This is a genomic window from Stenotrophomonas sp. YJH_SMC_135, assembly GCF_059372355.1.
Genome location: NZ_JCAFVN010000003.1, coordinates 58,477 through 82,394 on the forward strand (window position 1 = coordinate 58,477; position 23,918 = coordinate 82,394).

22 protein-coding genes and 2 pseudogenes are annotated in these 23,918 nt (G+C 67.9%); 10 read left to right on the forward strand and 14 right to left on the reverse strand.

Annotation, left to right across the window (positions count from 1 at the left end; all coding sequences use genetic code 11):
* Positions 1-66: 66 nt before the first annotated feature.
* From AC5P98_RS11180 to AC5P98_RS11190, 3 genes are all read right to left on the reverse strand, one after another.
* Complete coding sequence (locus tag AC5P98_RS11180) at positions 67-447, reverse strand: VOC family protein (RefSeq protein ID WP_049407434.1); 381 nt, start codon at positions 445-447, stop codon at positions 67-69.
* A 97-nt stretch (positions 448-544) separates the two neighbouring features.
* Positions 545-868, reverse strand: a complete 324-nt coding sequence (locus AC5P98_RS11185; RefSeq protein ID WP_014647443.1) for a DMT family transporter — start codon at positions 866-868, stop codon at positions 545-547.
* Positions 868-1,221 carry an SMR family transporter gene (locus AC5P98_RS11190; RefSeq protein ID WP_010485170.1) on the reverse strand — a complete coding sequence of 118 codons (354 nt, stop codon included), beginning with the start codon at positions 1,219-1,221 and terminating at the stop codon, positions 868-870. Before AC5P98_RS11190 ends, AC5P98_RS11185 begins: the two co-directional genes overlap by 1 nt.
* 162 nt (positions 1,222-1,383) lie before the next feature.
* Between AC5P98_RS11190 and AC5P98_RS11195 the strand changes: the two genes are divergently transcribed.
* A complete protein-coding gene (locus AC5P98_RS11195) occupies positions 1,384-2,235 on the forward strand; it encodes a LysR family transcriptional regulator (RefSeq protein WP_049407431.1) in 852 nt (283 codons plus the stop codon).
* Between the two features lie 87 nt (positions 2,236-2,322).
* On the opposite strand, the gene AC5P98_RS11200 is transcribed toward AC5P98_RS11195, so the two are convergent.
* Entirely contained in the window at positions 2,323-3,243 is a 921-nt protein-coding gene (locus AC5P98_RS11200; protein ID WP_049407430.1) for a M14 family metallopeptidase, read from the reverse strand.
* 131 nt (positions 3,244-3,374) lie between these two features.
* On the opposite strand from AC5P98_RS11200, the pseudogene AC5P98_RS11205 reads away from it, so the two are divergent.
* The 3 genes and pseudogenes from AC5P98_RS11205 to AC5P98_RS11215 form a co-directional block, all read left to right on the forward strand.
* Positions 3,375-4,733 (forward strand): annotated as a pseudogene (locus AC5P98_RS11205) (TonB-dependent receptor family protein); the annotation flags it as partial.
* 1 nt (position 4,734) lies between these two features.
* Positions 4,735-5,145: pseudogene (locus AC5P98_RS11210) on the forward strand (sensor histidine kinase); the annotation flags it as partial.
* On the forward strand, positions 5,138-5,791 hold the full coding sequence (locus tag AC5P98_RS11215; RefSeq protein ID WP_014647476.1) for a response regulator: 654 nt from the start codon (positions 5,138-5,140) through the stop codon (positions 5,789-5,791). The pseudogene AC5P98_RS11210 and the gene AC5P98_RS11215, both read left to right, overlap by 8 nt.
* A 425-nt stretch (positions 5,792-6,216) precedes the next feature.
* Here the strand turns inward: AC5P98_RS11215 and AC5P98_RS11220 are convergent, their stop codons facing one another.
* Positions 6,217-7,407, reverse strand: a complete 1,191-nt coding sequence (locus AC5P98_RS11220) for an MFS transporter (RefSeq protein ID WP_014647477.1) — start codon at positions 7,405-7,407, stop codon at positions 6,217-6,219.
* A gap of 93 nt (positions 7,408-7,500) precedes the next feature.
* On the opposite strand from AC5P98_RS11220, the gene AC5P98_RS11225 reads away from it, so the two are divergent.
* Entirely contained in the window at positions 7,501-8,430 is a 930-nt protein-coding gene (locus tag AC5P98_RS11225) for a LysR family transcriptional regulator (RefSeq protein WP_049407569.1), read from the forward strand.
* A 67-nt stretch (positions 8,431-8,497) separates the two neighbouring features.
* Here AC5P98_RS11225 and AC5P98_RS11230 read toward each other — a convergent pair whose 3' ends face one another.
* Together AC5P98_RS11230 and AC5P98_RS11235 are read right to left on the reverse strand one after the other, a co-directional pair.
* Complete coding sequence (locus tag AC5P98_RS11230) at positions 8,498-9,955, reverse strand: amidohydrolase family protein (protein WP_049407572.1); 1,458 nt, start codon at positions 9,953-9,955, stop codon at positions 8,498-8,500.
* Positions 9,956-10,006: 51 nt separating this feature from the next.
* The gene (locus AC5P98_RS11235) at positions 10,007-10,708 is read right to left on the reverse strand and encodes an ankyrin repeat domain-containing protein (protein WP_099476071.1); all 702 of its coding nucleotides are present in this window, start codon (positions 10,706-10,708) and stop codon (positions 10,007-10,009) included.
* A gap of 122 nt (positions 10,709-10,830) precedes the next feature.
* Here AC5P98_RS11235 and AC5P98_RS11240 point away from each other — a divergent pair, with 122 nt between their 5' ends.
* Together AC5P98_RS11240 and AC5P98_RS11245 are read left to right on the forward strand one after the other, a co-directional pair.
* Positions 10,831-11,712, forward strand: a complete 882-nt coding sequence (locus AC5P98_RS11240) for a LysR substrate-binding domain-containing protein (RefSeq protein WP_049407566.1) — start codon at positions 10,831-10,833, stop codon at positions 11,710-11,712.
* Positions 11,713-11,920: 208 nt separating this feature from the next.
* A complete protein-coding gene (locus AC5P98_RS11245) occupies positions 11,921-12,358 on the forward strand; it encodes a DUF3806 domain-containing protein (protein WP_049407564.1) in 438 nt (145 codons plus the stop codon).
* A gap of 77 nt (positions 12,359-12,435) precedes the next feature.
* Here AC5P98_RS11245 and AC5P98_RS11250 read toward each other — a convergent pair whose 3' ends face one another.
* Complete coding sequence (locus tag AC5P98_RS11250; RefSeq protein ID WP_049407561.1) at positions 12,436-13,596, reverse strand: amidohydrolase family protein; 1,161 nt, start codon at positions 13,594-13,596, stop codon at positions 12,436-12,438.
* A gap of 184 nt (positions 13,597-13,780) precedes the next feature.
* On the opposite strand from AC5P98_RS11250, the gene AC5P98_RS11255 reads away from it, so the two are divergent.
* Complete coding sequence (locus AC5P98_RS11255; RefSeq protein ID WP_049440926.1) at positions 13,781-14,422, forward strand: hypothetical protein; 642 nt, start codon at positions 13,781-13,783, stop codon at positions 14,420-14,422.
* An 80-nt stretch (positions 14,423-14,502) separates the two neighbouring features.
* On the opposite strand, the gene AC5P98_RS11260 is transcribed toward AC5P98_RS11255, so the two are convergent.
* Positions 14,503-17,229 (reverse strand): TonB-dependent receptor plug domain-containing protein, encoded by a 2,727-nt coding sequence (locus tag AC5P98_RS11260; RefSeq protein WP_481445441.1) that lies wholly within the window; start codon positions 17,227-17,229, stop codon positions 14,503-14,505.
* Between the two features lie 179 nt (positions 17,230-17,408).
* On the opposite strand from AC5P98_RS11260, the gene AC5P98_RS11265 reads away from it, so the two are divergent.
* Positions 17,409-18,044: a GNAT family N-acetyltransferase gene (locus tag AC5P98_RS11265; protein WP_401746986.1), complete on the forward strand. Its 636-nt coding sequence runs from the start codon at positions 17,409-17,411 to the stop codon at positions 18,042-18,044.
* Here the strand turns inward: AC5P98_RS11265 and AC5P98_RS11270 are convergent.
* On the reverse strand, positions 18,041-18,820 hold the full coding sequence (locus tag AC5P98_RS11270; protein WP_481445442.1) for a CDP-diacylglycerol diphosphatase: 780 nt from the start codon (positions 18,818-18,820) through the stop codon (positions 18,041-18,043). The genes AC5P98_RS11265 and AC5P98_RS11270 overlap by 4 nt on opposite strands.
* A 68-nt stretch (positions 18,821-18,888) precedes the next feature.
* Positions 18,889-19,548, reverse strand: a complete 660-nt coding sequence (locus AC5P98_RS11275; RefSeq protein WP_049407552.1) for a hypothetical protein — start codon at positions 19,546-19,548, stop codon at positions 18,889-18,891.
* A 169-nt stretch (positions 19,549-19,717) separates the two neighbouring features.
* Between AC5P98_RS11275 and AC5P98_RS11280 the strand changes: the two genes are divergently transcribed.
* Complete coding sequence (locus AC5P98_RS11280) at positions 19,718-20,014, forward strand: hypothetical protein (RefSeq protein ID WP_014037553.1); 297 nt, start codon at positions 19,718-19,720, stop codon at positions 20,012-20,014.
* A gap of 69 nt (positions 20,015-20,083) precedes the next feature.
* Here AC5P98_RS11280 and AC5P98_RS11285 read toward each other — a convergent pair whose 3' ends face one another.
* The 3 genes from AC5P98_RS11285 to lldD form a co-directional block, all read right to left on the reverse strand.
* Positions 20,084-20,968, reverse strand: a complete 885-nt coding sequence (locus AC5P98_RS11285) for a hypothetical protein (RefSeq protein ID WP_495230027.1) — start codon at positions 20,966-20,968, stop codon at positions 20,084-20,086.
* A 111-nt stretch (positions 20,969-21,079) separates the two neighbouring features.
* The gene (dld, locus tag AC5P98_RS11290; protein WP_169410359.1) at positions 21,080-22,780 is read right to left on the reverse strand and encodes a D-lactate dehydrogenase; all 1,701 of its coding nucleotides are present in this window, start codon (positions 22,778-22,780) and stop codon (positions 21,080-21,082) included.
* The gene (lldD, locus tag AC5P98_RS11295; RefSeq protein ID WP_014647492.1) at positions 22,777-23,916 is read right to left on the reverse strand and encodes an FMN-dependent L-lactate dehydrogenase LldD; all 1,140 of its coding nucleotides are present in this window, start codon (positions 23,914-23,916) and stop codon (positions 22,777-22,779) included. Before lldD ends, dld begins: the two co-directional genes overlap by 4 nt.
* Between the last annotated feature and the right edge of the window lie 2 nt (positions 23,917-23,918).

Sequence of the window (23,918 nt, forward strand, 5' to 3'; positions counted from 1 at the left end):
CACGCGCGCGCCGGAGCGCAACCTTGCCCGCGCGGGCCGCGCCGCGGCCACGCGCGTCCTGTCCGATCACGACATTACATGCACCGCACACAGCTTGTTGCCATCCGGGTCACGCAGATAGGCCAGAAACACCTGCCGACCGGACATGTTGCGGACGCCGGGCGGATCTTCGATTGCGGTGCCACCGTGAGCCACGCCAGCTTCCTGCCAGGCACGCACGGCCTCTGCACTGCCCAGACTGAAACCGATGGTGCCGCCGTTGGCATGGCACGCTGGCTGCCCATCGATCGGCGCGGTCACGCCGAACATCCGCCCATCCTCGAAGTACAGCAGCCGACCCTTTTCGTCGAACACACCCGGACGTGCCCCCATCGCGGCGAACAGGGCATCGTAGAAGCGATGCGCGACGTCCATGTCGTTCGTTCCAACGGTGATGTGGCTGAACATGCGGGCACTCCTTGTGGAAAGCCGCAGTGTCGGCGAGCGCGGGCGACTTCGCAAATCGCCCGCACCGGTGCCGCCACGCCCGCGAAAAGACCCGTTGCTACTTGGCGGTGCTGAGCAGCAGCACCGCCGCAGTGACCAGACCGATGCCGATCCAACCGATCGGACGCAGGCGGTTGCCGAACAACAGGCGTCCGCAGGTGGCGGTTCCGATCACGCCGATCGCACCCCACATCGCATAGGCGGTGGCCAGGTCCATGTAACGCACCGCCTGGCCCAGCAGGGCGAAGGCGATCCAGACCATGACGATCGCAGCGACACCCCAGCGCCAGCGGCGGAAGCCTTCCGACTTGGCCACCATCATGTTCGCGGCGACATCGATCAGCGCCGAACAGATCACGAAAAACAGAGCCAGGGTATTCATCAGTGTGCCTCCCCGAGGGTGACGCAGACGATGCCCACCACCGCCAGCACCAGGCCGGCCAGCTGCTGCAGTGACAGGCTCTCGCCGAACACGGTGAGGCCGACCACTGTCAGCAGGGTCAGGCCCAGGCCTTCCCACACCGCGTAGGCCACGCCCACCGCGATGCGACGCACCGACTGCGCCAGGAAGAAGTAGGACAGCGCCAGCGCACCGGCCATGATCAGATAACCGGTCCAGCCGCCATCGCGGGCGGCGTGGGCCATGAACGAGGTGCCGACCACTTCGGCGACGATCGCCACGGTCAGGCAGGCCCAGGCGACCAGCGCGCCACGGGCGGGAACAGTACGGGACATGTGAAACTCCTTGCAGGACGGGGACCGCGCCGCCTCATCAATGGATCCACGCCGCGCGTGGAGGGTCCGGAACGCCCCTCGCAGACAGGGGCGACGGGGGTTAGTATCATCGCCTTTTACGGTGGTATCAAAATGGATTCCATCGACAGGAGCGATGGATCAATGCCCTATTCCCCTGAATCCCTACAGGCCTTCGTGGAAGCCGCCGCGCTGGGCTCGTTCTCGGCCGCGGCACGGCGGCTGGGCAAGACCCAGTCGACGGTCAGCACCGCCATTGCCCACCTGGAAGCCGACCTCGGCGTGAGCCTGTTCGACCGCAGCGGGCGCTACCCGCGGCTGACCGAGGCCGGGCGCCAAGTGCTGGGCCACGCACAGGAGATCCTGGCCGCCGATGCGCGCCTGCAGCAGTTGAGCGTGCGCCTGTCCGCGCCGGTCGAGCCGCGCCTGACCGTGGTGTTTTCCGATGTCTACCAGCTGGATCCGGAGCAGCGGATCCTGCAGCGCTTCGCCGAAGCGTTCCCGGAGATCGAGCTGGAGTGGCTGGATGCCGAAGGCGAGGACGTGCTGGAACGGGTGAGCAGCGGCCGCGCCGCGCTGGGCCTGCTGCCCAGGCAGGAGCGCTATCCCGATGGGCTGGTGGCGCGGCCGCTGGCGCACCACAGCGAACTGTCGGTGTACGTGGCGCGCGGACACCCGCTGGCCAGCGCCGGGCGTCGCGCCGCCGCACAACTGGCACGGCATCGGCAGGTGCGCCTGAGCGCGGAAGTCGATCAGACCCGCTTGGTCACCGGCCTGGCCTGGACCGCCACCGATTACCTGATGGTGATGGAGATGGCCGAGGACGGCATCGGCTGGGCCGAACTGCCGCGGGCGCTGGTGCAGCGCTATGACCGTGGGCGGCTGGTGGAACTGGTGCTGCCGGGCTGGCCGCGGCGCATCCACAGCGACCTGCTGTGGCGACGCGACACGCCGCCAGGCCCAGCCGCACTCTGGTGGGCCGACGCGTTGGGGTGAAAAAGGGGACGGAGGGGATTAAGTCGTTTGTGCCCCGGCGGTACTGGGGCACAAACGACTTAATCCCCTCCGTCCCCCTTTTATCTGTCAGCGATGGGCGAGCGCGTAATCCAGCGCCGCGCACACCGCTGCCACCTGTGCGTCGTTGCACTGTTGCGGGGTTGCCCGCGGGCTGTCCGGGTAGACCTCGGTGGTGGTGGTGTACTTCGCGCCGGTAATGCCGGCGCACAGGCCCAGCTTCACCAGCGGATACTCGATCACGCCATGGGCGACCACCGGCGAACCGATGATCTCGCCCTTGTCGTCGGCGGGGGCAATGTGGGTGACCTTCTCCACCGCAGCGATCACCGCCTGCTGGAAGGCCGGCTGCGGGGCCTCGCTGTCATCCACCAGGTAGAAGCCATCCGGAATCAGGCCCGGCTCGAACGGCTTGCCGTCACGCGCGGCCAGCGCCGGACGGAACTCGCTTTCATCACTGTCGGTGGTCTCGTGCAGGTCGATGTGCAGCACGAACTGGCCCTTGATCGGTGCAATCAGCTCGATCAGCGCAGTCGACTCGCGGGCCGGGCCATCGGCGCGGAAGTTGCGGTTCGGGTCGATCGCATCGAAGTTCCAGCGGTTGATGCGCTCGAAGCCCCACGGATTCACGCACGGCGCCACCATCAGGTTGGCCTTGCCGGCATAGTCGGCGGCGTGCTTCTCGAGGAACTCCAGCGCGCCCATCACGCCACTGGTCTCATAGCCGTGCACGCCACCGGTAACCAGCGCGGCGGGCAGCGCCGGGTTCCAGTCGCGGCTGCGCAGGGCGAACAACGTATAGGTCTCGCCAGCGTAGTCGAGCTGGCCATAGGCCACCTTGTCGAAACGCGAGGCCAGCGCCTCGATGCGCGGCAGCACCTCCTGGTCATAGCGACGCAGGCGCTGCTGGCGACCACGCCACAGCTCCCGTTCCGCCGCTCCCCACGGTTGGCCAGGAGTTCCGACGGGGTAGAAGGCGGCTTGGGACATGGCGGATCTCGGCGAGTCAGGAAGCAATCGCCCACTCTACCACCGGGGCATCGGTATGAACCGGAGGCGCATTCCAATAGCGAATGGAATCAGCAATAATTCTCATTTACGACCTTCCACAACCCGCATCGATGCCCATCCACGCCCTGCAACCGGCCCGCCTGCCCCTGGCTGCCGCCCTCGCCCTGTGCCTGCTCCCGGCCACCCGTGCCTTCGCCCAGGACGGCGCCACAACGCTGGACAGCATCCAGGTGTCCGGCAGCTGGCTGGGCACCGGCCTGCATGACAGCGTCAAGAGCTTCGCCGGCGCGCGCACGGTGGTCGACCGCCAGCGCATCGAGGCCAGCGGCGCGGCCAGCATCGGCGATGCCATGCGCCGCATCCCCGGCGTGCAGGTCACCGACAACTCCGGCACGGCCGGCAGCTCGGTCTCGCTGAACATCGGCGTGCGCGGCCTGACCGGGCGCTACTCGCCACGCTCGACCGTACTGCTGGACGGCGTGCCGCTGGCGGTAGCGCCGTATGGCCAGCCGCAGCTGTCGTTCGCACCGACCAGCCTGTCCAACATCGAATCGATCGACGTGGTGCGAGGCGGCGGCGCGGTGCGCTACGGCCCGCAGAACGTGGGCGACATCATCAACTTCAGCACCCGCGCCATTCCCACCGAGGCAGGCCTGCACGGCGAAGCGGGCGTGCGCTACACCGCCTACGACCATGGCGGCGGGGACAGCACCCAGTACAACGCCTTCCTCGGCGGTACCGGCGACAACGGCCTGGGCGCGGCCCTGCTGTACTCCGGCCAGGATGGCCGCGGCTGGCGACAGGGCAGCGATGACCGTTTCAACGATCTCGCTCTGAAGTTCGCCTACGCCATCGACGAACAGCAGGAGCTGCGCGCCAAGCTGTCGTACTACGACGTGCGCTCGCTGACCCCGGGCGGCCTGACCCGCGCCCAGTACGAGGCCGACCCGTTCCAGAACACCCGCTCCACCGATTTCTGGAAGGGCCACCGCACCGGCATCGACCTGGGCTACACCAACACGCTGTCGGCCAACAGCGAGTTCGAGGTGCTGGCCTATTACAACGAAAGCAGCCGCGCCAGCTCGCTGATCAACACGGCCAATACCCAGTTGACCGTGCAGCCGCGCGATTACCGCGTGCTTGGCATCGAGCCGCGCTATACCCAGCGCCTGCATTGGGGCAGCACGGTGCACGACATCACCGCCGGCTACCGCTTCCTGCGCGAACGGGGCAACGACCGCAGCTACACCGTCAGCCGCCGCACCGGCGTGGCCAGTGCCACCACCCGTTTCGACAACGCCACCGATGCCCATGCGTTCTACATCGACGACCGCATCGCGATCGGCCAGTGGCGGATCACCCCGGGCGTGCGCATGGAATGGATCGACATGGACCGCCGCCAGGCCGGTGGCACGGCGACCTTCAGCAGCCGCAACGACAAGGCCCTGCCCTCGCTCAACATCGCCTACCGAATACGCCGGGCACGGCACCAATCCGCTGCGCCTGACTGTGGAAGGCGCAACACCACCGCTGCAGGCCGATGCCGCCGAGGAGGTGTTCCTGATCGGCCGCGAGGCCATCCGCAATGCACTGCGCCACGCCAATGCCAGCGCCATCGAGGTAGAGCTGTCCTACGGCGCGCGGTGCTTCCTGCTGCACGTGCGCGACGATGGCGTCGGCATCTCCGACGAAAATGCCGGGCATGGCCATTGGGGCCTGCAGGGCATGCGTGAGCGCGCGCAGCGCCTCGGCGCGGAGCTGCGGCTGTGGACCCGCCCCGGGCTGGGCACTGAAGTCGCGCTGGCGGTTCCCGCCCGTCGCCTGTATCACCGCCGCCCATCGCGTTGGCGCTGGCCCTGGAGTAGAAGCCACCATGACTGAGTCCCCTGCCCCGATCGGCGTGCTGGTGGTCGACGACCACCCGCTGCTGCGTGACGGCCTGGCCGCGCTGCTGGGCGCCCATTCCGACCTGCGCCTGCTCGGCGAGGCCGCCGATGGCGAGGAAGCCATCGAGCGCTATCAGCAGCTGCAGCCGGACGTGGTGCTGATGGACCTGCAGATGCCACGCCTGGATGGTGTGGAAGCCATCGTGCGGATCCGCGCGATGGACCCGCGTGCGCGCATCATCGTGCTGACCACCTATCGCGGTGACGTGCGTGCGGTACGGGCGCTGCAGGCCGGCGCCAGTGCGTACCTGTTGAAGGACATGCTGCGCCACGAGCTGGTCGATACGATCCGCATGGTCGCTGGCGGCCGGCGCGCACCGATACCACCGGCAGTCGCTGCGAGCATTGCCGCGCACGTGGTGGAGGACCGGTTGTCGCCGCGCGAGACCGAGGTGCTGCGGCATGTGGCCGGTGGCCTGTCGAACAAGCGCATCGGCGAGCGCATGCAGATTTCCGAGCAGACGGTGAAGGCGCACATGAAGAGCCTGATGGACAAGCTCGGGGTGGGTGATCGCACGCACGCGGTGACCCAGGCGCTGCGGCGCGGCATCATCAGCCTGGACGACAGCGGTCACGATTAGGGGGTTGTTCGGCAGGGCTTGCAGCCCTGCACCCGCTACGCGCTGGAGCAACAGCAACAGCAACAGCATGGATTCCGTGGGATGGCGGGGCGGTGTCGGACTACGGGGACGCTGCAAGTACGTCCCTGCAAGCTTGGCAGCCGCATCCATGCGGCTGACACCCCGCACTCCGACACCGCCCCACCTCTGACGGATTCCGATGGCGTTTGGTAGGTGTCGACCTTGGCCGACACTTCTGTCAGATATCGAAATCAATCAGGGGTCAGATCCGTTTTCCTTCGGAAAACGGATCTGACCCCAAGAGCCGTTTCAACAGACCGCAGGAACCTGTCGAAGGCTACTGAAAATCCGCTGTTTGCGCTGTTGCCGGCCAGCGGCCGGCACTACCGCAGGTGCAGGGCTGCAAGCCCTGCCGAACACCACCCCTACTTCAAACGCAGCAGCAGACTGCCGCCCGCGCACATCACCGCCAGCCAGGCCACGCCGTGCCACCCCCACTGCGCCAGCGCCAGGCTGCCCAGCGCACCGCCAGCGGCCATGCCGATGAACATGCCGGTGAACAGCAGCGCGTTGAGCCGGCTGCGTGCCGGCGGCACCAGGCCATAGACCAGCGTCTGGTGCGCCACCAGCGCCGACTGGAAACCGAAGTCGAACAGCAGCGCACTCACCACCAGCAGCGGCAGCAGCGCGGCGGCCGGCAGCCAGGCTTCGGCCAGCAGCAGGCCGAAGCCCAGCAGCGCCACCGCGATCGCCAACCGCGCCACGGCATGGCAACCCAGGCGATCAGCGAAACGTCCTGCGAACGGTGCGGCCAGCGCACCGGCCGCACCCGCAATACCGAACGCACCCGCCGCCGCACTGCCCAGGCCCAGGCGGGCATGCAGCATCAGCGCCAACGTCGACCAGAATGCGCTGAAGCCGACCGCCAGCAACGACTGGCTCGCCACCGCGCGGCGCAGCTGCGGCTGCTCGCGCCACAACGCCAGCAACGAGCCCAGCAACGCCGGATAGCGCAGCGTGCTGGTCGGTGCGAAACGCGGCAGCGCACGCGCCATCACTGCGCCCATCGCCGCCACCGATACCGCGGCCAGCACGAACTGCGTGCGCCAACCCCATGCCTCGGCCACCACGCCACTGACCACGCGCGACAGCAGGATGCCGAGCAGCAGGCCGGTCATTACCCGGCCGACGATCTGGCCGCGCTGTGCATCCGGCGCCAGCACCGCAGCGGCCGGCACGATGTCCTGCGCCAGCGTGGCCATCAACCCGACCAGCAGGCTGGCCATCAGCAGGCCCGGCAGGTGCCCGGCCATCGCTGCGGCGCCCAGTGCCAACGCCAGCAGCGCGGACTTCAACAGGATCAGGTGGCGGCGGTCGAAGCGATCGCCCAACGGTGCCAGCAGCAGGATGCCCAGCGCGTAGCCGAGCTGGGTCAGGGTCGGCACCAGCCCGGCGGCGCGCTCACCTGCGCCAAGGTCCTGCGCGATCAGGCCCAGCATCGGCTGGCTGTAGTACAGCGAGGCGACCGAAAAGCCGGCGCCGGCCGCCATCGCCAGCACCAGCGGGGTGGAAGGCGCGTTCGCGGGTGCGACGACGGACAGCGAAGGGGTAGACATGGGGGAGTCCGGTGGAGGAAGTGGGCGTATCCTGCCCGTATTCGCCATGCGTCTGTAGTAGGCTCCTGCACATATACTTCATACGTGACACGCATGAATGACCTCGCCACCGGCGCCGATCGCCTGGACCTGCTGCGCACCTTCCTGCGCATCGTCGATGCCGGCAGCCTGTCTGCCGCCGCCGTGCAGCTGGGCACCACCCAGCCGACGGTCAGCCGGCGCCTTCAGGCACTGGAGCGGCAGCTCGGCCTGCGCCTGCTGCAGCGCTCCACCCATGGCCTGCAGCTGACCGAAGATGGCCTGCGCTGCCAGCGCCATGCGCAACGCGTGGTCGACGAATGGGAGTCGCTGCAGGCCGAACTGCACGGCGAACCGGAAACGCTGCGCGGACGCCTGCGGGTGATGGTGCCGCATGCCTTCGGCCAGGCGCAGCTGCTGCCGACCATGCTCGCCTTCCTCGCCCAGCACCCACAGCTGAGCCTGGAGTGGATCCTGGAAGATCGCCGCCCGGATTTCATCGCCGAAGGCATCGACTGCGCGGTGCGGGTGGGCCCCGTCGACGAACCGCGCATGGTCGCACTGCCGCTCGCCGAAGTGCCGCGCATCGTCGTGGCAGCGCCCTCGCTGGTGCAGGCCACCGCGATCAACACACCAGAACAGGCGCAGGCACTGCCGTGGATTTCACTGGTCACCTACTACCGCGAACGCCTGCTGCTGCATGACGCGCAGGGGCGTGCGCATACCCTTTCGATCAGCCCGCGCCTGCTCAGCGACAACCTGTTCGTGGTGCAACAGGCCGCATGTGCTGGGCTGGGTGCAGCGGTGGTCTCGGCCTGGCTGGTGGCCGAAGACCTCGCACAAGGGCGGCTGGTGCAGCTGCTGCCGGACTGGCAGGCGCCGGCGCTGCCGGTACACGTGGTATTTCCCGCCGCGCGCCAGCAGCCGCCACGGCTGCGCGCCTTCATCGATGCGATGAAGGCCGCACTGCCGCAGCTGCACGGAATGCGGCCGGCACCGCGTTAGGTCACTGGCCGCATCGAAGCCACAGGGTCGGATCCCTTCCCACGGGGAAGGGCTCTGACCCTGTCGATCACTGCGCCTTCGCCGCCTCGGCATTCCACGCCGCGACCTTGGCCCTGGTGTCGGCCAGCATCTTGTCCAGCGCGGCGCGGTCATACACGTTGCCACGCAGGATCACGCTGTCGATCTTTTCGGTGGCGGCAATGTCCTGCAGCGGGTTGGCGGTCAGCAGCACCAGATCGGCGGCCTTGCCTTGAGCAACACCCCCGTAACGATTCATCTGGCCGAACCAGGCCGGGCCGGAACGGGTCGCCGCCGACAGCGCCTGCGGCGCGCTCAAGCCTTCCTTCACGAACAGCTGCAGCTCCTGGTGCAGGGCGATGCCCGGGAAGTTGAACGAGTTGAGGAAGCCCGCATCGGTGCCGGCGATGATCGTCACGCCGGCTTCCTGCAGCATCGGCAGCACGGCGGCCACCTGGTGGTACTGCGCATGGCGCGCTTCGATCTGCGCTGGCGTTGCCTTGGCGGCACGTTCAACGCGCCACTGGTAGGTCGCGCGCAGGCCCGGGCCGATGTAAGCCAGGTACGGATCGTTCGCGTGGTCATCCTGGTCAAGGAAATCGAGGATGCGGCCACCGTTGAGGGTCGGGGTCACGAACACGCCGCGCCTGGCGAAATCGCGGTAGGCACGCATCGCCGTGTCACGGTCGAAGCTGGCGTCGAGGCGGCGGTTGGCTTCGGCGCGGTCGATGCGGCCGGCACCGAAGTCACCCGCAATCTGCGCCTCGTCCTTGCTCCCGGCCTTGAATGCGTAGTCCAGATGCTCGATCGAGGCCAGCCCGGCATCGATTGCCTGCTCCACGGTCAGCGCCATCGGGATGTGCCCCGACGCCTTGAATCCGGCATTGCGCGCGGCACTGGCCGAGTACAGGAACAGTTCCGGCTTCAGCGTGCTGTCGGTGATCTTCACGAAATCGACCTTGTCGTGCTGCAGGCGGGTGATCGCCTTGTCGACGTCGGCCTTGCTGCCCACTTCGATCGTGCCCTTCCAGACCGGCTTGAGGCCTTCGATCTTCGCGCCCGAGCTGAGCAGCCGCGGACCGAACAGCGTGCCCTTGGCAATTTCCCCGCGCCACTGCAGCACCTGCTCGGGCAGGTCGCCGGAACAGTCACGCACCGTGGTGATGCCGTGCGCGATGTACAGCGGCAGCAGTGCCTTGTTCTCTTCGATCAGCGCCGGGCCACCACCAAAGTGCACGTGCATGTCCCACAGGCCCGGGATCAGGTACTTGCCCTTGGCATCGATCTGGCGGGCCGCGCTCCACTGGCTGCGCAGCTGCGCATCCGGACCGACCGCGACGATGTCCTCGCCACGGATCACCACGCTCTGCCCGGCCCGGGTACTGGCGTGCTCGACATCGACCACGGTGGCATTGCGGATCAGCAGGTCGGCGCGCTCGGCGGCAGACGCCGACAGCGGTGCCACCGCAAGGAGGATGGCAAGGGACAAGGGACGGGAACGGAACATGGACAGCATCCTGATGGGCACGCCCAGCGTGCGGGTGGAAGGGGTTTGCATTCAGCGCACCGCGCCGTGCTGGCGCAGCAGGGTCTCAATTCCGGTATAGCCGCGCTGGCGCGCATGCGCCAGCGGCGTCACGCCGTCGCCGTCGGCCAGCTCCGGGTCGGCACCGGCCTCCAGCAGCAACTGCACGATCTGCAGGTGGCGCGCACCGCCATCGCCGAGCAGGATTGCTTCCAGCAGCGCGGTCCAGTGCAGGCGGTTCACATGATCGACCGCCACGCCCGCGCGCAGCAGCGTACGTACGGTGGCGACGTGGCCACGCTCGGCGGCCGGAATCAGCGCGGTGCCGCCATAGCGGTTGGTGCTGCGCAGATCGGCGCCATGCGCCAGCGTCATCGCCAGGATCTCATCCAGGCCCCGCGCGCCGGCGTACAGGTAGGCGCTGTCCTGCATGGCGTCCTTGGCATTGACGTCGGCACCGGCTTCGATCAGCTCGCGCGCGGCATCCACGTTGTTGCCTTGCGTGGCCAGCAGCAACGCCGTGCGACCCTGGCCATCGCGCGCCTCCAGCGTGGCGCCATCCTCGATCGCCTGCCGCACCGCATCGGCGTCGCCGCGGCTGGCAGCATCCCGCAGGCGCGCGTCTGCGTCGGCCCGGGACGTGGCGGTGCAGGCGGGGGTGACCATGGCCAGCAGGCACAACAGCAGCACGCGCGTGAACGGCGCAGGCCAGCCAGCGGAATGATGGACGCGCATGACAGTGTCTCCTCATGTCCGTCGCCACGGAACGCCGTGCGACGGTAGCAACAGCCGGGCATTGCCGGCCCCTGCCCTGCATGGTAGAAGTCGGCCTGGGTATCCAGAAGTGAAATGTTCAAATGGAAGACAGTGCCAAATCGAATAGAACCCTGTTCGAACTGGACCTGCTGCGGGCGCTGGTGATGGTGGCCGACTGCGGCAGCTTCACCACGGCCGCCACCCGCCTGCATTCGACCCAGTCCACGGTCAGCCAGAAGGTGCGCCGCCTGGAAGAGCTGGCGGGGCATCGCCTGCTCGAGCGCGGCCACCGCGACGTGCACCCCACCGACGCCGGCCACACCCTGCTCGGCTATGCGCGGCGCATGCTCGACCTGAACGAGGAAATGGCGCAGGCGCTGGCCGGCGCCACCGTGGAAACCGCGGTGCGCATCGGTGTCCCCGAGGACTTCGTCAACGCGCAGACCACACGCATGCTGGCCGCTTTCAGCCGCCGTCACCCGCAGGTGAAGCTGGAAATCAGCAGCGGCCTCAGCCGCGACCTGGCCCACGGCTTCGATCACGGCGAACTGGACCTGGTGCTGGTCAAGCAGCGCCGCAACAGCCGCCAGGCGGTGCACTGCCGCCGCGAGCCGATGCACTGGATCGACAGCCTGCGCAGCAGCTGCCTGCAGCAGGACCCGCTGCCGCTGGTCACCTTCCCGCCGCGCGGGCTGTACCGCGACGAGATGATCCACGCCGTGGAAGCGCTGGGCCTGCGCTGGCGCATCGCCTTCACCAGCTCGTCGCTGAGTGGCATCCAGGGCGCCGTGGCCGATGGCATCGGCATCAGCCTGCTGCCCCGCCGCGCGGTCGCCCGCGATCATCGCATCATCGATGGTGAGCGCGACCTGCCGGTGATCGACAACTACGAAATCGGCCTGCTGCATCGTGCGGACGCCGACGATGCGGTGCGCGCGCTGGCCAGCGAGCTGTGGCGGCAGGTGCAGCGCGAACCGGATTGACCACTGCAACTGCGGTAGCGTGGGCCGCTGGCCGGCAGCCGCGACGGCAACATCGTCCCGCGTGGGGTCAGATCCGTTTTCCGAAACGGATCTGACCCCGAAGCGAAATCCGCGCATTGACCATCGAAAGCTGATCACGCCTGTCGCGCGGAAGTCACGGCTCTGCCGCTAGAGTGCCCCCTGTTTCCGTGCTCCACGGCATCGTGTCATGTCCGACGAAATCCCCGCCCGCTTCGCCCCCCTGCCCGCCGCCCTGCAGACGCACCTGCAGCACCAGCGCTCGCTGATCGCCGCGCGCGTCGCCGCCGGCTTCCCGACGCTGCCGGTGCAATGGCCGCTGGCGGCCAGCACGCTGCAGCGCGTGATCGATGCCGAGCTGATCGAGCGTGACGACTGCGATGGCTGGGAAGCGCTGGGCGTGGCGTTCGGCGATACCCTGGCCCAACGCGTGCCGGGGCTGGCCTGGATGCAGGTCACCGACGCCTGGGGCATCGATGCAGTGCTGCGCTATGCCGACAGCAGCCTGCAGATCGGCGCCAGCACACTGCTGCTCAAGCGCGTCGAACAGGGCGAAGTCATCGACATCGCCCACCTGCTTGCGTGGCTGGAAGCGTTCGTCGCTACCCGCGCCGACGATTACGCCTGACGACACATCGAGGTGGATCCACGCCATGTGTGGATGAATGAGACCACGCGATGGTTCCCTCCATGCACGGCGTGGATCTACAACCAACGGCCGTCAACCACCACCCGGCGCTCCACCGGCACCCCTGCCACGGCCGCCGGGCCATGGTCTGCACGCACGGCCACGAACGTCGCCGGCCGGCCTTCGGCGATGCCGTGCTGCGGCAGCCCGATCACCTGCGCGGCATGGGTGGTGACCATGTCCAGCGCCAGCATCAGGTCGCCATCGGTGTAGAAGCCCGAGCGGTAGCCCAGCAGCATCGCGCGCTGCAGCAGGTCCCCATTGCCGTACGGCCACCAGCAGTCGCGGATGTTGTCATTGCCGGCGAACACGCGCACGCCGGCGTCATGCAATGCACGCAGCGGCGGGAACGGATGGTCGCCCGGCGCGTTGCTCATGATCGCTACGCCCGCCGTCGCCAGCGCTTCACCCACCTGCAGCGCGCGCGCCAGCGGCACGTCGCCCAGCGAGTAGGCATGGCTGACCGCCACCCGCCCCTGCAGGCCGGCGGCACGGGTGCGTGCGGCGATGCGCAGCAGCTGGGCCAGTCCGGTTTCGCCGGGCTCATGCAGGTGGATGTCCAGCTGCACGCCATAGCGCTCGGCCAGGCCGAACAGCAGGGCCAGCTGGCCTTCGGCATCGCCGTCGAGCGTGGTCGGGTCGATGCCGCCCAGCACCTCCACCCCTGCGGCAAGGGCCTGCTCCAGTACGGCGGCGGTGCCGGGACAGGACATCACCCCGGCCTGCGGGAACGCCACCAGCTGGATCCGCATGATGTCGGCGCAGCGCAGCGCGGCCTCGCGCACTGCTTCGAGATGACGCAGGCCGGTGCTGCCGTCGACATCCACGTGGCAGCGCATCGCCACCGTGCCGAAGCGGCTGCACTGGCGGATCAAGGCCTCGGCACGGTCCACCATCGGCGCGGCACCCGCCACCGCGGCCTTCTCCACCGCCAGACGCTCACGCAGGCTGTTCACCGGCTGGTGCGGGTGCCAGCGGTCGCCGACGAAGCTCTTGTCCAGATGAATATGACCGTCGACCAGGCCCGGCAGGACTGCACAGCCCTGCAAGTCGACGGGTTCCGCACCCTCGCGCGGCGCAGTATCACCGTTGAGACCACTGATACGACCGTTGTGGATGTGGAAATGCAGCGGCGCGCCCTCGCGATCAACCGCGCCATGGACGAACTGAAGCGTCATCGGAAACTCCCGGAAAGCCAAGTCATGGCGCCATCCTGCGCGCTGGCACTGCCATCGGCCAACGAAATATCTGGATGCCACACATTCATCAGAACGATGAATGCCGCCGCGACGGCGGCTCGCAGCCACGCCGTGCACACGCCTGAACGGGTACCATAGGCACCTGTTTCCGCTGTGATGCCGCATGGGCCCGTCCGACCGCCACGATCGTCTCCGCCGCTGGCAGGCCGCGTCCCTGCTGGCTGCTGCCCCGATGGCCAGCCTGTCCGCCACTGATGCGGCCGCCACCGCGCCGCTGCAGGCGCCGCCTGGCCAACAGCGCATCGCCCCGGCTGCGCTGGTCGAGCGGCTGCACCAGCGTGTGCTTTCCGGGCAGAGCGCCACCGCCACCCTGGAACACTGGTGCGCCGAACACGGCCTGGCCGAACAGGCGCGGGTGCGCGCGGTGCGTGTACACGGCCAGGACAAGACAGCACCGGCCGACGTGCTGCAGGCACTGGGTGCGAAACCCGGCACCGCCCTTCGCTACCGCCGTGTGCAGCTGGTCTGTGGCAGCCGCGTACTCTCCGAGGCCGACAACTGGTACCTGCCGGACCACCTCAGTCCCGCCATGAACCAGGTGCTGGACAGCACCGACGAACCCTTTGGCCGCGTGGTTGGCCCGCTCGGCTTCCAGCGCCAGACACTGGCTGACCAGACCTTCTGGCCACCGCGTGGCGAAGGCGACCGCAGCGTGATCCTGGAAGTGCGCGCCCTGCTGCGCGATCGCCAGCAGCAGCCCTTCAGCTACGTCATCGAGTCGTACCTGCAGCAGGCACTGCCTTAGACCACCGGCGCCCGCCATCACAGCGGACATCGACACAGCAGAAGGCCCGGCATTGCCGGGCCTTCTGTTTGCCAGCCGGATCAGCGGAACCGGTAGTCCAGCTGCAGCCAGTACTGGCGGCCATACGGGTCGTAGTTGCCAACCGGATAGAACGGCCAGCCGCCACCGTTCCTGTCCGCCGGCGGGCGGCTGTCACGCAGGTTGTTGACGATCACGCCCACCGACAGGTTCTCGCCGAACTGGCGGAACACGCTGGCGTTGTAGGTCATGTACGGCGCGATGCGGCCACTGCCATCGGTCTTCGGCAGTGAACCGAAACGGTTGCCGTACAGCGTGGTGGTCCAGTCACCCTGGTTCCAGGTGATGCTGCCATTGGCCTTGCTGCGCCACTGGTAGTCATCCAGCGAATTGCGGATGTCACGCTCCGGATCATCGGAGAACTGCCGGTACGTGTGCTCCAGCACCACGGTATAGGCCAGGCGCGTAGTGAAGCGGCCATAGCGGCCGGCATCGAAACGCCAGTTACCCTTCAGGTCCAGGCCACGCACCGATTCGGAGGCCGCGTTGATCGGATTGATCAGCACGCGGGTCACCTGGTCCGGCTGCACGGTTGCAGTGGACGGGTTGCGGATCACCCGCGACAGCGCGTCCTGGCACAGCGGTGAACCGATATCGCGCGCTTCGCCACCCAGCGTGCGGCCCAGGCGGCAATCGGCTTCGTCGCGCAGGATGCGGCTGGTATCGAGGCTGGTGACCTCGTTGTCGATGCGGATGTCGTAGTAGTCGGCACTGAAATCCAGGCCGGACAGCGGCGACCAGACCACGCCGAAACCATAGGATTTAGCGGTTTCCGGCTGCAGCTGCGCGTTGGCGCGGTTGCTGTAGTCGATCGACAGGCCGTTGTAGTCGCAGTTGTCGTACGACTGGCCTGCGGTGCGGCAGCGCCAGTAGTCGGTCATGCCCGGGTTGTAGCCGCGGGTCTCGGTCGCGAACACGTAGTTCATGTCCGGCGCACGGAAGCTGGTCGCAGCAGAGCCGCGGATCAACAGGCTCTCGATCGGGCGGAACTCGACGCCGAAGCTCCAGGTCGCCTTGCCGATGTGCTCGCCACCGGCGCGATACTGGTCATAGCGACCGGCCAGCGTCGTGGTCAGCGATTTCAGCAACGGCAACTGCAGCTCCACGCCGGCCGCATAGCGGTCACGATCACCGCCGGCACCGATACCGGCGCTGGTGTTCCAGAACTCGCCTGTGCCCAGTCGCGGGTCCGGGCGGTTGCGGTAGCCCTGGCTGCCGGCCTCGACCACCGCCGCCAATGCAGCGTCGCCACCGGGCAGCGCGAACAAACGGCCGTTGACGCTGGCGCTGAAGGTCTGCAGCCACGCCGCGTTGCGGCTCTCCTGGTAGCCGGACAGGCTCTGGTACTCGTTCGGGCTCAGCGGCTGGAACAGGCGCGCGGGATCCGGCGCATAGACCTCTACGCCATTGCGCACGCCCAGCTTCGGGCCCAGCAGGTATTCGTTGATACCGGCCAGCAGCACCGGGCGGCGGGTGCGGTTCTCGTAACGCGAACGGCTGTAGACCGCCTCATAGTCCCAGCCACTGTCGCCGATCTGGCCGCGCGCGCCGACGTTGAATGACCACGAATTTTCCAGGAAGCGGTTGGCATTGCGCGGCAGGCCACCGATTTCCTCCGGCGCAAACCGGCGGTACCAGCTTTCCAGGTTGCCGGTGGTCTGGTTGTAGAAGTAGTTGCGGGCCGAGGTCCAGGTGGGCGCACGGGTGTTGTTGGTGATGCGTGCGCTGCCCACGGCCAGATCGGCGAACAGGTCGGTGGTCTCGTTGACGTGGAAGGTCAGCAGACCGTAGCCGTTGAGATTGCGCTTCTGGGTCTGCACGGTCCAGTAGCTGGCGGCGGCCTCGTTGCTGCCGCAGTACCAGCCCTGGCGCGGGTTGTTGGCACGGAACACGCTGCCGCCATAGATGTCCGACGCGGCGTCGCAGCCGTTGACGCCCGGATCGATGTTGCGGCCGGTGGCAGCATTGCGCCGATAGGCGATCGCGGTCGCCTGCGGCGCCTTGCCGGCCGGGTCATCGTCCAGCGAATCCATGAAGTCGCGCTGGCGCGCGTGGATCGCCTTGCGCACGTCGAACTCGAAACCGAACAGGCCGTCCCAGCGCTCGCCGGAACTGCCGCCCACCACCTGCACGCGCTGGTTGTCACCGCCGCCCTGCTGGGTGCCGCCGGCGCGCACGTTCACGTCCACGCCTTCAAAGCGGTCCTTGAGGATGATGTTGACCACACCGGCAATGGCGTCGGAGCCGTACACCGCCGACGCACCGGCAGCCAGCACTTCGATGCGTTCGATCAGGGCGCTGGGAATGTTGGCCAGGTTGACAACGTTCACCGAGCCTTCGTAGGCCAGCGGGTAGTCGGCCTGGCGACGGCCGTTGACCAGCACCAGCGTGCGGTTCGGACCCAGCCCGCGCAGATTGATGGTGTTGGCGGCCGGCGTGAACGTATTGCCGAAATCCTCGCCCTGCACGTTGCCGGTGTTCTCGGTCAGCGCGCTGAGGGCGTCGAACGCATTGCGGTAGCCCTGTGCGTCGATCTGCTCGCGGCTGATCACCGTCACCGGCGAGGGTCCCTCGACACTGGCACGTGGAATGCGCGAGCCGGTGACCTTCACTTCCTGCAATGTGGTGGGCGCGCTTTCCTGCGCGAAGGCCGGCAGCGAGGCCAGCATCAGGGACGACAGCGCGAGCACCAGCGGACGCGGGCGCATCGCCTTGTGGGAGGCGGACATGGGCTTCCTGGGGGAGTGGGCGGGTGGTACGGGAGCCGCAGCCGGTACGACACATAACGATCCCGTAACGAAAGTGTCCTGAATGGGTGGTTTCAACGGAAATGACCAGCCCTGATGGGCTTATGCCTGAACCGAATCAGACGCGTTTACGGCACCACCCCACTTTTGCAATGAATTGCATGGCCTGGCGCGTCGGTGATGCGCATCGTGCCGGGATGACCAACAGCGCCCCTTCCACCCACTTCGCTCCACTACGACCCGTCCTGCGCCGCCACTTGCTCCACCTCCAGGCCACGCCCATCACCCTGCGTTCGTTCCAGCGCACCGACCTGCCACGCTGGCGCGCCTTCGACGACCAGTGCCAGCGCGGCCAGCGGCATCCCCATGGCATTGATGAAGAGGCGCGGTTCCTCGCCAGCGTCTATCGTTCACGCCTGCAGGAAGACAACGACCTGCTGGTGCTGGGTGTGTTCGACGACGTGCAGGGCGTACTGCACGACCAGCTGCATATCCGCCTGCAGTCGCTGCACTCGCGCTGCGCCGAGCTGCAATCGCTGCAGCACCGGCACCCCCATCCGCAGGCGGCACTGCGGGCACTGTGCCCGTTCCTGTTCGACGATGTCGGCCTGCACCGCCTCTTCGTGCTGCTGCCGCCAGGCTGCACCAGCCCGTTTGCCCAGGCGCTGCAGGCCCATGGGTTCATCCGCGAAGGGATCCTGCGCGACTACCATCTGGACGCGCAGGGATGGCATGACCGTCAGCTGCTGGCGCTGACCGCGTCGGCCTGGCGCAGCTGCCAGCAGCCGATCGGCTAGCGCACCCGCTCCAGTGCCGCACCGGCACCGGTCAAGACCGTGCAGGCATGGTCCTGCAGTTCCTCGCCGCTGGCATCGTTGCCGCTGGCGGCATCCACGCGGGTAGCCAGCAGGATGAAGCCGGGGCCGCCCTGCACCTCGCCGCGCCCGGCCACCACCAGGCTCCACTGGCCCACATCGCCCACACCGCTCAGGCCATAGGCCAGCAGATTGAGCGGATTGGCGGTCAGTTCTGCACCGGGCAGCAGATAGGCCTGGTACTGATGCCCGCGCAGCGGCACCGGAAACGGTGACCAGCGCGGACCGAGCGCACCGGCATGTGCATCCAGTGCCTGCAGCACATCCGCGCGCAGGCAGTCGACATGGATATGCAGCTGGTGCTGCGAGCGACCGTGCGGCGAATTCAGTGCCAGGCTGGCCACGCCGCGCGGCAGCGGCCGGCCCAGGGCCTGTTCGGTATGCCCGCGCGCCTGCCAGGCGGCCGCAAAATAGTTGGGCACCCCACGCTGGTACAGGCCGTGGCTCTCGATGCCACTGACCTTGTCCAGCGGCATCAGCAGGAACTGGTAGTCACCGTGCGCATCCTTGACCAGCACGTCGCGGCGGTCGGCCGCCGTCTCCACCCGCAGGCAACTGCCACGCGGTCCTTCCACCGCCTTGCAGTCACGCTCGATCAAGCGCCACAGCGCATCGGAATGGGCCGGCGGTGGAGGTGGCGCGCTGGCGCAGGCGGACAACAGCAGCAGGGACGACAGCAGCAAAGGGCGCAGGGACACGGCAGCAACTCACGGAACAGGCACGGCAGACGGCGCCGCGCTGCATTCTAGCCAGTGCAGTGCTGCAGTCAGTAGGTGCCGAACGGCACTTCAACCACGAACGGGGCCTCGCCGTCGCCGCCCTGCAGGGTGTAGCGGTCCAGCGCGCCATCGTCATCGGCGTGCGGCTGGCGCTGGAAATGCAGGGAATAACGGTTGTCGCCCAGCAGGACGGCACTGCCATCGTCCTCCAGGGCGGCGCCCTCGGGGATCAGCAGCCCGCCCAGGTCGCTGTAGGCCCCGGGCACATCGGCGAAGCCGTAGTCTGCCAGTTCGTCCACCCGCTGCATCGCGTAGACATGCGGCAGATAAGGACGCGCCGGGCTGCGGCCATTGCTCAGGTCGGTCACCCAGGCCTGCGGCAGGTGGTACTGCTCGCGCAGCGCGGCCACGCCCAGCGACGGGCTGGCCACCTGCAGGCAACACACCGCCCGCTTGCCTTCACGGTCGAGGATGGCGAAACGGTCGCCGCGGGTCGCGGCCTGCGGCAGCATGGCGAAGGCCAGATCGCGCTGGGCCGGCGCGTAGCCGGCCTCGGTCTGAAGGTTGCGCCACGCGCCGAACACCGGCGTTTCCGCGGCTGCGGCCGGCACTGGCTCGGCGGCAGTGGCGGCGCACGCCACGGCCAGCACCGATACTGCAAGTACCGTCATCGCCCTGCGCTTGTCGCGGAAACTGTCTGCCGTCATACCGTGTCCAGCACCTGCACCGGAATGGCCCGGCCTGCCCGCTGGCGCGATGCCAGTCATCCCTCCCACTATGCAATGACCATGCTGTGCCGGCAATGACCGGGGCGCTGACGCCTTTCGCGCGCCGGGTGCTATCGTTCCGCCCATCTTCCCTGCGCAGGAGCGCTGCATGTCCGCCTTCCGTCTGTCCCTGTTGCTACCCGCGTCGGCCCTGCTGCTGTCGGCCTGCGTCAGCACCCCCGGTCCGCAGGTCAAGGGTACCGGCCACTGCGACGCCAGCCAGCTGGGCTGGGCAATCGGCCAGCCTGCCAATGAGCCCAACATCCGCCGCCTGTCCAGCGAAAGCGGTGCCGGCCTGGTCAACCCGATCGGCCCTAACACCATCACCACCAAGGACATCCGCCACGACCGCCTGCGCGTGTACGTGGACAAGGACAACATCATCACCGCCACCCGCTGCGAGTAGGCGCTGTAGAGCCGAGCCCATGCCCGGCTGCGCTTCCGTGACAGCCGAGCGCAGGCTCGGCTCTACAGCTCAGGGCTCGGTATACCCCGCGCAGTCCGGCAGCGCCTGGTCGGGGTGGAACACCCCATCACTGAAGCGGAACAACCGCGTGTAGCTGCACGCCAGGTCCTGCTCGGTGCGCAGGTCCTTCTTCTTCAGCGGCCCCTTGGCCAGCGAATCCTCGAAGCGTGAGACACCGGCCGGGAACCGCGTCGCCACCGTCTGGTAGCGCAGCACCGGCATGCCCCCGGCGGCGGTATCCAGCGCCAGCCTTGCCGAGAACCCGTACTCGTCGTGGCAGGCGCCTGCGCGCTGCTTCATGTCCTGCTCGCTGAAACAGGCGCGGATCATCGCGTTGCCCAGCCATGGCAGGGTCAGCACGTCGTCGTCCACCTGGATGTCATCCTGCAGGTGACGCACGCGCGCCAGCTGCAGCGTGGACGCGTCGGCACCACCGCCTGAGTACATCGTGCTGAATTTGACGATACCGCCCACCAGCACGTTCTGGCGGGCGCGCTGCCGCGGGTCGCTCACTACCTCATCGCTGCCAACGCCAGGCGCAAGCCGCACGATCCACGGCCACAGCGAAAGCTCGCTTTCCTGCGGCACGTCGATGCTGACGTGGTAGGTGTGCGGCTCGCTTTCGCCAGCCTCCCGTTCAGAGACTTCCAGCGTCGTCGGCCGATCGCCGTCCTCGGCCACCGGCTGCACACGCACGCACCAGGCACGATCGAGGGTGCAGTACTGCATGCGTGCTTCGCCCTGCCCTCCCTGTTCCAGCACCTGCCCCAGCGGCTCCATCACGTTGCCGGCGGCGTCGCGCTGCTGCGGCAGGATCGCGGACTGCGCCAGCACCAGCAGCGGGGTTGCCAGCAATGCAGCGCACAGGGTCGCGCGGGCAACGATGGTGGGCATGGGCGGCTCCTGCGTACGGGATTCCGATGGTAACCGCTGTCCGGGTGGCGTCGAGCCATGCTCGACGGCTGTCTGTCGGGAAGAGCAGCCGAGCATAGGCTCGGCTCTGCATCATCCGCAGTCGCAGCCACCCCACCCTTTTTCCTTCGAGGTCTGGCCGATGCCCGGATTGAACGTATTGCTCGGGTCCAGCTGCCGGTAGAACCCGGCCAGGGCCGGCTTGGCCGGGTACAGGTGGCCGACGTTGTGCTCGGCCGGATACTCGGCGCCGCGCTGGTCCAGCAGGGCCCACATCGCATGCTCGATCGCCATCGGGTCTTCGCCCTTGCGCGCGATGTAGTCCTGGTGGAACACGTGGCACAGGAAGTGCCCGTAATACAGCTTGTGCAGCAGGCGGCCGTCGATATCGGCCGGCAACTGCTCGAACCAGTCGGCATCATCGCGGCGCAGGGCGATGTCCAGCGCCACGATATCCTGCACCTGGTCCCGATGCACTTCGCGGTAGCGCACCGCCGCGCCGGCCACCGCGAAGCGATGCAGGAACGCCTTGCGCCCCTCATCGGCCGTGCAGTGGAAGTAACCACCCTCATGATCGGCGAAGAAGCCGCGCAGCCAGGCCTCGGTTGCCGCCGCGTCCTGTGCGGAGACCTTCAGCAACAGGTGATGCTCGTAGCGCTGGCGGAATTCACCCATGCGCCTGGGCAGGTGCGAGGGCAGCAGGCCGGTCAGCACCTGCATCACCCGGTCGGTTACCCCGCGCAGGCCCAGCCGTTCGAACCATCCATCGACCCGGCTCTTCAATGCGAACGCGGCGGGCACACGGGAAGTGCCGAGGCGGTCGATCAACAGGAAGCTGTCCTTGCCGTAGCGCTCGCCGATGTCATAGGCATCGCGGTGGATGTACTCGCCGGCAATCGGCAGGCGCTCGAAGCCGGTCAGCAGCTGGCGCCGGATCGCAGTGAGGCTGTCGGTGCGGTTGCTGCCGATGTAGAAGACCTCGGCGGGCTCCTTTTCGAAGGTATCCAGGCGCACCGCGAACACCGCCAGCTTGCCGGCCGAACCGGCCGCTTCGAAGTGGCGGCTGGGGTCGGCGTTGAAGCGTGCCGGCGTATCGGCATCGACCCGGCGCACTTCCTCGGCGTAGCGTGGATCAGACGCGGCGCGGCCATCGCCGTCACCCACGTCGTCAGCGGCATAGTCACCGGCCTGCAGGCGCTGCAGGATCTGCTCGGGCGTATCACCCAGCGCGATGCCGAGGTGGTTGACCAGCTGCAACTGGCCCTGCGCATCGACCTGCGCATACAGCGCCAGCTCGGTATAGGCCGGGCCACGGCGCACCAGCGCGCCGCCGGAGTTGTTGCAGATGCCGCCCAGCACCGAGGCGCCGATGCAGGAGGAGCCGATCACCGAATGCGGTTCGCGGCCCAGCGGTGCCAGGGTCTGCTCCAGGCGGTCGAGCGTGGCGCCGGGCAGGCACAGCACCTGGCGGCCCTCGTTCAACAGCTGGATGCCGGTCAGGCGCAGCGTGCTGACCAGCACGATCGGGCGCCCATAGTCGTCCCCATCCGGGGTCGAGCCACCGGTCAGGCCGGTATTGGCCGCCTGCAGGATGATCGCCGCTCCGCCCTGCACCGCTGCCTGCAGCACATACCACAGTTCCAGCAAGGTACCTGGGCGCACCACCGCCAGCACCGGGCCATCGCCGAAGCGGTAGCCACGACGGAAGCGGCGCGTGGCCTTGTCGCCGGTCAACACATGGCGGCTGCCGACCGCGTCGCGCAACTGCGCCAGCACGGCGTCATGGCCACTCATGGCAGGTTGACCAGCGAATCGCGGCTGATGTCGGCGATGCGGCGCGCGCCGGTCAGTGTCATCGCCACGCGCATCTCCTTGGCGATCAGGTCCAGCAGATTGGCCACGCCGGCCTCGCCCTGCGCGGCCAGCGCATAGACGAAGGCGCGCCCCAGCAGCACGGTATCGGCCCCCAGCGCCAGCATGCGCACCACGTCCAGGCCGGTACGGATGCCCGAATCGGCGAGGATCTTCAGGTCGCCCTGCACCGCATCGGCGATGGCCGGCAATGCACGTGCGGTAGACAGCACGCCATCCAGCTGGCGACCACCGTGGTTGGAGACCACGATGCCATCGGCACCGAACCTGACCGCATCGCGCGCATCATCCGGGTCGAGGATGCCCTTGATCACCATCGGGCCCTTCCAGAACTCGCGGATCCACTCCAGGTCCTTCCACGAAATGGACGGATCGAAGTTGCTGCCCAGCCAGCCGATGTAATCCTCCAGCCCGGTCGGGTTGCCGCGGTAGGTGGAGATGTTGCCCAGGTCATGCGGACGGCCGAACAGGCCGACGTCCCACGCCCAGTGCGGATGGGTGACGGCCTGGCCGATGCGGCGCAGCGAGGCATTCGGGCCGCTCATGCCGGAGTGTGCATCACGGTAGCGCGCGCCCGGCACCGGCATGTCCACGGTGAACACCAGCGTGGTCACGCCGGCGGCCTGTGCCCGCTCCAGCGCATTGCGCATGAAGCCACGGTCGCGCAGCACGTACAGCTGGAACCACATCGGCCGCTGGATGGCCGGTGCCACTTCCTCGATCGGGCACACCGATACGGTGGACAGGGTGAACGGGATGCCCCGGCTGTCGGCCGCGCGCGCCGCCTGCACTTCACCGCGGCGGGCATACATGCCGGTCAGGCCGACCGGCGCCAGCGCCACCGGCATTGCCAGCGTTTCGCCGAACAGCTCGGTTTCCAGGCTCAGGTCGGACATGTTGCGCAGGATGCGCTGGCGCAGCGCGATGTCGGACAGGTCGGAAACGTTGCGCTTCAGCGTGTGCTCGGCATACGCGCCGCCATCGATGTAGTGGAACAGGAACGGCGGCAGCCGGCGTTGCGCTGCGGCACGGTAATCGGTGGAGGCGGAGATGATCATGG

What these genes read in the sequence shown, in the direction of transcription:
- AC5P98_RS11250 (WP_049407561.1), bottom strand. Translation starts at nt 13,596, where the DNA reads ATGACGCTTCAGTTCGTCCATGGCGCGGTTGATCGCGAGGGCGCGCCG.
- AC5P98_RS11235 (WP_099476071.1), bottom strand. Translation starts at nt 10,708, where the DNA reads ATGCGCGTCCATCATTCCGCTGGCTGGCCTGCGCCGTTCACGCGCGTG.
- AC5P98_RS11215 (WP_014647476.1), top strand. Translation starts at nt 5,138, where the DNA reads ATGACTGAGTCCCCTGCCCCGATCGGCGTGCTGGTGGTCGACGACCAC.
- AC5P98_RS11245 (WP_049407564.1), top strand. Translation starts at nt 11,921, where the DNA reads ATGTCCGACGAAATCCCCGCCCGCTTCGCCCCCCTGCCCGCCGCCCTG.
- AC5P98_RS11240 (WP_049407566.1), top strand. Translation starts at nt 10,831, where the DNA reads ATGGAAGACAGTGCCAAATCGAATAGAACCCTGTTCGAACTGGACCTG.
- AC5P98_RS11195 (WP_049407431.1), top strand. Translation starts at nt 1,384, where the DNA reads ATGCCCTATTCCCCTGAATCCCTACAGGCCTTCGTGGAAGCCGCCGCG.
- AC5P98_RS11185 (WP_014647443.1), bottom strand. Translation starts at nt 868, where the DNA reads ATGAATACCCTGGCTCTGTTTTTCGTGATCTGTTCGGCGCTGATCGAT.
- AC5P98_RS11190 (WP_010485170.1), bottom strand. Translation starts at nt 1,221, where the DNA reads ATGTCCCGTACTGTTCCCGCCCGTGGCGCGCTGGTCGCCTGGGCCTGC.
- AC5P98_RS11280 (WP_014037553.1), top strand. Translation starts at nt 19,718, where the DNA reads ATGTCCGCCTTCCGTCTGTCCCTGTTGCTACCCGCGTCGGCCCTGCTG.
- AC5P98_RS11225 (WP_049407569.1), top strand. Translation starts at nt 7,501, where the DNA reads ATGAATGACCTCGCCACCGGCGCCGATCGCCTGGACCTGCTGCGCACC.
- AC5P98_RS11260 (WP_481445441.1), bottom strand. Translation starts at nt 17,229, where the DNA reads ATGTCCGCCTCCCACAAGGCGATGCGCCCGCGTCCGCTGGTGCTCGCG.
- AC5P98_RS11275 (WP_049407552.1), bottom strand. Translation starts at nt 19,548, where the DNA reads ATGACGGCAGACAGTTTCCGCGACAAGCGCAGGGCGATGACGGTACTT.
- AC5P98_RS11200 (WP_049407430.1), bottom strand. Translation starts at nt 3,243, where the DNA reads ATGTCCCAAGCCGCCTTCTACCCCGTCGGAACTCCTGGCCAACCGTGG.
- AC5P98_RS11220 (WP_014647477.1), bottom strand. Translation starts at nt 7,407, where the DNA reads ATGTCTACCCCTTCGCTGTCCGTCGTCGCACCCGCGAACGCGCCTTCC.
- dld (WP_169410359.1), bottom strand. Translation starts at nt 22,780, where the DNA reads ATGAGTGGCCATGACGCCGTGCTGGCGCAGTTGCGCGACGCGGTCGGC.
- AC5P98_RS11180 (WP_049407434.1), bottom strand. Translation starts at nt 447, where the DNA reads ATGTTCAGCCACATCACCGTTGGAACGAACGACATGGACGTCGCGCAT.
- AC5P98_RS11285 (WP_495230027.1), bottom strand. Translation starts at nt 20,968, where the DNA reads ATGCCCACCATCGTTGCCCGCGCGACCCTGTGCGCTGCATTGCTGGCA.
- lldD (WP_014647492.1), bottom strand. Translation starts at nt 23,916, where the DNA reads ATGATCATCTCCGCCTCCACCGATTACCGTGCCGCAGCGCAACGCCGG.
- AC5P98_RS11265 (WP_401746986.1), top strand. Translation starts at nt 17,409, where the DNA reads ATGGCCTGGCGCGTCGGTGATGCGCATCGTGCCGGGATGACCAACAGC.
- AC5P98_RS11230 (WP_049407572.1), bottom strand. Translation starts at nt 9,955, where the DNA reads ATGTTCCGTTCCCGTCCCTTGTCCCTTGCCATCCTCCTTGCGGTGGCA.
- AC5P98_RS11255 (WP_049440926.1), top strand. Translation starts at nt 13,781, where the DNA reads ATGGGCCCGTCCGACCGCCACGATCGTCTCCGCCGCTGGCAGGCCGCG.